The organism is Rhizobacter sp., assembly GCF_031412075.1.
GTDB lineage: Bacteria > Pseudomonadota > Gammaproteobacteria > Burkholderiales > Burkholderiaceae_C > Rhizobacter.
Genome location: NZ_JANOCG010000611.1, coordinates 1 through 4,493 on the forward strand (window position 1 = coordinate 1; position 4,493 = coordinate 4,493).

The following is a 4,493-nucleotide window of genomic DNA, read 5'->3' on the forward strand; positions in this document are numbered from 1 at the left end:
CTTCGATGGCCACGTGCACGAGTTCACTGTGCACCTTCAGCCGCTCACGGTAGACCGAAGGCGCCAGCGGCACATCGGCCACGATGCAGACCTCGGCCGCAAAGGACTCGCGGCCGACACGCCACACATGCAGGTCGGCCACCTTGGCGTCACCATCGGACTCGATGGCCTCGCGCACTTCCTGCGTCAGCGGGTGGTCCATCTCGCGATCGAGCAGCACGGCGGCGGACTGGCGCATCAGGCCCCAGGCCCACACACCGATCACCACCGCGCCCAGCACGCCCACCAACGGGTCGAGCCAGGTCCAGCCCAGCCAGACCGCCGCCGACAGGGCGGCAATGGCAAACACAGAGGTGAGCGCGTCGGCCATCACGTGGGCGTAGGCGGCGCGCAGATTCAGGTCTTGATGGCCCGGGTGGGCGTGCTCGCCGTGGTCATGACCGTGGTGCGCATGATCGTGGTGGCCGTGCTCGTGCCCATGGCCCCCCTGTGCGCCATGCAGCAACCACGCCGACACCAGGTTGACCACCAGCCCGATCACCGCGATCACCAGGGCCGTCTGCGCCTCGATCGGCTCGGCCTTCCACAGACGCACCAGGGACTCAACCGCGATGCCCAGCCCCACCACACCCAGCACCAGCGCGCTGGCAAAGCTGCCCAGCACCTCGATCTTCCAGGTGCCGAAGGCGTAGCGTGTGTCGCCGGCGTGGCGGCGCGCCAGGTAGTAGGCCCCGGCCGTGACGCCCAGCGCCAGCGCGTGGGTGCCCATGTGCCAGCCATCGGCCAGCAAGGCCATCGAGCCCGTCCACCAGCCAGCGGCGATCTCGACCACCATGGTCAGCAGCGTGATCGCCAGCACCCAGTGCGTGCGCGTCTCGCCCAGCCGGTTGCCGGTGTCGAACACGTGCGAGTGTTGCCACGGGCGCAGGTCGTGTGAGTGGGCCACGGGATGTCAGCCCCTCGCCAAACGGGTACGTTCGACGATCCCCCGAGGGGATGCGGGCCGGCTTGGGAGCGGCCCGGCGCTCGGCCCGCTCGGCGGTGATGTAGCAAGTTTGCTCATGCAGCCAGCGACTTGGTGATCTTGTCGATGCGGGCCAGCACCTCGGGCGTGAGCTTGGGGGTGATCGCCAAGGCGCCCAGGTTGTCATGCAGTTGCTCGAGCTTCGAGGCCCCGAGGATCACCGTGCTGACGTTCGGGTTGCGATTGACCCAGGCGATAGCGAGCTGTGCCACGTTGCCGCCCAGGTCGCGGGCGATCGGCTCCAGCTCGGCCACCGCCTGGTTCTTGGCCGCGTCGGTCAGGCCCTTGACCAGAAACCCCATGCCTTCGAGCGCCCCCCGGCTGCCGGCCGGCACGCCGGCGCGGTACTTGCCGGTGAGCAGGCCGCTGGCGAGCGGGCTCCAGGTGGTCAGGCCCAACCCGATGCCCTCGTAGAGCTTGGCGTATTCGCGCTCGACCCGCGCGCGGTTGAAAAGGTTGTATTGCGGCTGCTCCATCAGCGGGCGGTGCAGGCGCTCGCGCTCGGCCACGTCGTACGCGGCGCGAATCTCTTTCGCGCTCCATTCGCTGGTGCCCCAGTACAAGGCCTTGCCCTGCGTGACCATGTCGCTCATCGCCCAGACGGTTTCTTCGATCGGCGTGTTCGGGTCGGGGCGGTGGCAATAGACCAGGTCGATGTGGTCGAGCTGCATGCGCTTGAGCGAACCGTCGATCGCTTGCGCCAGGTACTTGCGGTTGAGCGTGTTCTTCTGGTTGACCGGGTTGCCACCATGGTCAAGTCCCCAATAGAACTTGGTCGACACCACGTAGCTCATGCGGGAGCGCCCCAGTGCCTTGAAGGCCTCGCCCATCACGACCTCGCTCTGCCCGCCGGCGTAAGCCTCGGCGTTGTCGAAGAAGTTGATGCCGGCGTCCATGGCGGCCGCCAGCATCTCGGTGGCCGCCGAGGCGTCGACCTGGTTGTGGTACGTGACCCAGGAGCCCAGCGACAACTCGCTGACCTGCAGCCCGCTGCGACCCAGACGCCGGTATTGCATGGAAATCTCTCAGAGTGGAATGAGGCATCTTAGCCACAGCGGGTTGCCCGCTCAGGCCGTGGAATCGACCGTGTGTCATCGGCAGCAAGCCAGCTTTCGGCGCAGGGCCTTTCGCCGGGTGCCAGTTCGCGTTAACTTCCGGCTGTGCGCACTCTCCTCATCCTTCCTTTTATGTTGGCCATTGCCGTGGCGGGGCACATTCTGCTTGGGCGCGGCGCCAAGGCCATCGCCTCCGCCGCCTGGCCGCTGGCCACCGGCGAGCCCGAAGTCAGCGGCTACGAGCGCAGCGTCTACGGCACGGCCGAGCGCGCCATGCTGGAAGTGATCGGCCTGGTGCTGGCCTCCGGTGTGGTGATGTGGGTCGGCGTGGCCTGGGGCATGGGCTGGGTCACCTTCCTCGGCGTTCTGGTGATGCTGGGCGCCGTCGGCTTGGACCTGACGCGCTGGGAGCGGGTGACGGTCAGCGCCAACAACGTGTGGTTCCAGCGCGGCCTGGGACACAAGGTGCACCAGGTGGCCATCGAAAACATCCGCGATGTGTCGGTGAGCGAGGCCGAGACCCAGGGCTTCACCTTGCGCCACCTCAACCGCAACCGGGTCTGCCGCCTGAGCATGCGCATGGTCGACAAACGGGTGGTCGCCTTGCCCAAGACCGACGCGCACAACGACCTGGAGGCGGTGGAAACGCTGGCCAACAACATCCGCACCCGCCAGCAACTGGCAGGCGACCGCGAGGCCGTCAAACGCTCGAGCACGCGCGGCAGCGAAGCGGCAGCGGAGGTGGCCAAGCAGCCCTCATCGGTCGACCGCGAAATGATGCGTGAGCTCAAGCGCTTGCGCCAGCAGGCCCAGGCACCCAACCTCCCCCCCGCCGTCAAGCGCACCAAAGCCTGAGATCGAGGCAACAATCGCGGGCATGAACAGCGACACGTACCGCGAACGGCGCGCGCAACTCGCCCAAGCCCTGCGTCTGGCCGGTGGCGGCCTCGCCATCGTGATGACCGCGCCCGAGTTCCTGCGCAGCCGCGACAGCGAGCACCCGTATCGCCACGACAGCTACTTCCACTACCTGACCGGGTTCGACGAGCCGCACAGCGGCCTGGTGCTGCGCGCCGACGGCCACAGCGTGCTGTTCTGCCGCACCCAAGACGATGCGCAGGAAATCTGGACCGGCCACCGCCTCGGCCCCGAGGCTGCACCGCTGGCCTTGGCGGTCGACGAAGCCCACCCCATCGACCAGCTCGATGCGCGCCTGCCCGAGATGCTCAACCACCAGAGCACGGTGTGGACGCTGTTCGGCGCGCCGGGTGGCCTGGAGCAGCGCGTCAGCGGCTGGCTGGGCACCGTGCGCGATCGTTCGCACCTGGGCAGCATCGGCCCCGGCTCGCACCGTGACCTGGCCTTGTTGCTCGACGAGATGCGGCTCGTCAAGTCGCCCCAGGAGATCGCCACCATGCGCCGCGCTGCCGCCATCTCCGCGGGTGCGCATGCGCGCGCGATGCGCTTCTGTGCGCAGCGTTTCCGCGCCGAACCCGGCGGCGTCATTCGCGAGTACGAAATCGAAGCCGAGCTGTTGCACGAGTTCCGCCGCCACGGCGCACAGAGCCCCGCCTACACCTCGATCGTGGCGGCCGGTGCCAACGCCTGCGTGCTGCACTACGCCGCCAGCGATGCACCGCTCAAGGCCGGTGAGCTGTGCCTGATCGACGCCGGCTGCGAGCTCGACGGTTACGCCAGCGACATCACCCGCACCTTTCCCGCCAGCGGCCGTTTCAGCGCCGCGCAGCGTGAGCTGTATGACATCGTGCACGCCGCTCAAGAAGCGGCCGTGGCTGCCACGCACCCCGGCGCGCGCCAGCGCGACGCGCACCACGCCGCCGTGCGGGTGCTCGCCCAAGGCATGCTCGACACCGGCCTCTTGAGCCGCGACCAGCACGGCTCGCTCGACGACGTGATCGCGAGCGCCGCCTACCGCCAGTTCTACATGCACGGCACCGGCCACTGGCTGGGCCGCGACGTGCACGACGCGGGCGAGTACCTCGCGCTCGACGAGCCTGCTTTCGAGCAGCCCGACGGGCTCGGCGGCAAGGTGGTGAAACCGCCCTCGCGCCGGCTGCAACCGGGCATGGTGGTGACGCTGGAGCCTGGCCTGTACGTGCGCCCCGCCGAGGGCGTGCCCGAGCGTTATTGGCACATCGGCATCCGCATCGAAGACGACGCGGTGATCACCGAACAGGGTTGTGAACTCATCAGCCGCGGCGTGCCGGTGCACGCCGACGAGATCGAGGCCTGGATGGCGGCTTGACCGAGCGCTCAGCGCTCGTCGAGCATGGCCTGCAGCACCTCGCAGGCGGGTGCCATCAACCGCTCCACCAGGTCGAGCTCGTTGACGGTGAGCGTGGCCGCCATGGCGCTCACCACCTCGGCCTGCAGCTTCATCGTCTTGCGAGCGA

Annotated in this window: 4 protein-coding genes; 2 read left to right on the top strand and 2 right to left on the bottom strand. The window is 68.3% G+C overall.

The features are described from left to right. The coding region (gene dmeF / locus RMO40_RS22570) for a CDF family Co(II)/Ni(II) efflux transporter DmeF (protein WP_309725846.1) at positions 1-946 on the bottom strand (946 nt) is incomplete at its 3' end. Positions 947-1,059: 113 nt separating this feature from the next. After that, on the bottom strand, positions 1,060-2,040 hold the full coding sequence (locus RMO40_RS22575) for an aldo/keto reductase (RefSeq protein ID WP_309725847.1): 981 nt from the start codon (positions 2,038-2,040) through the stop codon (positions 1,060-1,062). A 186-nt stretch (positions 2,041-2,226) separates the two neighbouring features. Here RMO40_RS22575 and RMO40_RS22580 point away from each other — a divergent pair, with 186 nt between their 5' ends. Both RMO40_RS22580 and RMO40_RS22585 read left to right on the top strand, forming a co-directional pair. Beyond that, positions 2,227-2,934: a hypothetical protein gene (locus tag RMO40_RS22580; protein WP_309725848.1), complete on the top strand. Its 708-nt coding sequence runs from the start codon at positions 2,227-2,229 to the stop codon at positions 2,932-2,934. Positions 2,935-2,956: 22 nt separating this feature from the next. Then, positions 2,957-4,345, top strand: a complete 1,389-nt coding sequence (locus RMO40_RS22585; RefSeq protein ID WP_309725849.1) for an aminopeptidase P N-terminal domain-containing protein — start codon at positions 2,957-2,959, stop codon at positions 4,343-4,345. Positions 4,346-4,493: the final 148 nt, after the last annotated feature.

What these genes read in the sequence shown, in the direction of transcription:
- RMO40_RS22575 (WP_309725847.1), bottom strand. Translation starts at nt 2,040, where the DNA reads ATGCAATACCGGCGTCTGGGTCGCAGCGGGCTGCAGGTCAGCGAGTTG.
- RMO40_RS22585 (WP_309725849.1), top strand. Translation starts at nt 2,957, where the DNA reads ATGAACAGCGACACGTACCGCGAACGGCGCGCGCAACTCGCCCAAGCC.